This is a genomic window from Nesterenkonia halophila (genome assembly GCF_009467795.1).
Classification (GTDB): Bacteria; Actinomycetota; Actinomycetes; order Actinomycetales; family Micrococcaceae; genus Nesterenkonia; species Nesterenkonia halobia.
Genome location: NZ_WIAX01000024.1, coordinates 1 through 1738 on the forward strand (window position 1 = coordinate 1; position 1738 = coordinate 1738).

The 1738-nt window shown below is 70.4% G+C and carries 2 protein-coding genes; both read left to right on the plus strand.

The window, feature by feature from the left end:
• Positions 1–1000, plus strand: a 1000-nt coding sequence (locus tag GCL72_RS09630; protein WP_153144503.1) for an S-(hydroxymethyl)mycothiol dehydrogenase, incomplete at its 5' end; no start/stop codon positions are given.
• 109 nt (positions 1001–1109) lie between these two features.
• On the plus strand, positions 1110–1738 hold a 629-nt coding region (locus GCL72_RS09635), incomplete at its 3' end, for an MBL fold metallo-hydrolase (RefSeq protein ID WP_153144504.1).

Below are 1738 nucleotides of genomic sequence, written 5' to 3' on the forward strand. Positions count from 1 at the left end.
CGTCGTCGACGTCCACACCTGCGGCGTCTGCCAGACCGACCAGCACTTCCAGCGCGGCGGAGTCGGCGACGACTTCCCCTACCTGCTCGGCCACGAGGCCACCGGCCGCGTCGCCGAAGTCGGCGAGAACGTCACCTCCGTGACCGTCGGCGACAAAGTCATCCTCAACTGGCGCGCGGTCTGCGGCAACTGCCGCGCCTGCGCCAAGGGCCAGCCGCAGTACTGCTTCGACACCCACAACGCGACCCAGAAGATGACCCTGACCGACGGCACCGAGCTGGAGCCCGCCCTGGGCATCGGCGCCTTCGCCGAGAAGACCCTGGTCGCCGCCGGCCAGTGCACCGTCATCGAGGATCTCTCCGACGAGCACGACGCCGCCGTGGGACTGCTGGGCTGCGGCGTCATGGCCGGCATCGGTGCCGCGATCAACACCGGCGGCGTCCAGCGCGGCGAGTCCGTCGCAGTCATCGGCTGCGGCGGCGTGGGCACTGCGGCGATCACCGGGGCCAAGCTGGCCGGGGCGACGACGATCATCGCCGTCGACCTCGACGAGCGCAAGCTCGAGACCGCCCGGTCGCTGGGAGCGACCCACACCGTCTCCGCCGCCGAGACCGACGTGATCGAGGGGGTGCGCGAGCTCACCGACGGCCACGGCGCCGATGTCGTCATCGACGCCGTCGGGATCCCGGCGACCTACACCCAGGCCTTCTATGCCCGCGACCACGCCGGACGGGTCGTGCTGGTCGGGGTCCCGGACCCCTCGTTCACCCTGGAGCTGCCGATGATCGAGATCTTCGGCCGCGGCGGTTCGCTGAAGTCCTCCTGGTACGGCGACTGCCTGCCCAGCCGCGACTTCCCCATGCTCGTCGACCTCTACCGACAGGGACGGCTGGATCTGGACGCCTTCGTCACCGAACGCGTCCGCCTCGATCAGGTCCAGCAGGCCTTCGAGACCATGAACCAGGGCCAGGTGCTGCGCAGCGTCGTCGAGATCGGCTGAGACCGCTCACCCGCTCCCGCACACCCTGCCCGCACACCCGGCCCGCACCCGACCGGCACCCGGCCGGCACCCGGCCAGCATCCGGCTGGTCGAGAGAGGAAGAACAGCTATGCCCCAGGCACGTATCGAGCACCTGACCACCTCCGGGTTCTTCACCCTGGACGGCGGATCCTGGGAGGTGGACAACAACGTCTGGCTCGTCGGCGACGACCAGGAAGTGATCGTCATCGATCCCGCCCATGACGCCGAGGCCGTCGCCGCCGCCGTCGGGGACCGGGAGGTGGTCGCGATCCTGCTCACCCACGGCCACAGCGACCACGTCAGCGAGGCCCTGGCCCTCCAGCACGCCGTCGGCGGGCGCATCCACCTCAACCCCGACGACCACGTCCTCTGGGAACAGGTCCACCCGCAGGCCCGCCCCGACGTCGAGATCACCGACGGAGACACCTTCACCGTCTCCGACGTGCGGCTGACCGCGCTGCACACCCCCGGGCATTCCCCCGGCTCGACCTGCTTCTACAGCGAGGACCTCGCCGACGAGCACCACGCCGGCGGGCCGGTGCTCTTCTCCGGCGACACCCTCTTCCAGGGCGGCCCCGGGGCGACGGGGAAGTCCTACTCCAGCTTCGAGCTGATCCTCGACTCCATCGAGGGCCGGATCTTCAACGACCTGCCGGAGGAGACCCGGGTGCACACCGGCCACGGACCGACCACCCGGATCAGCGACGAGAAGCCCCA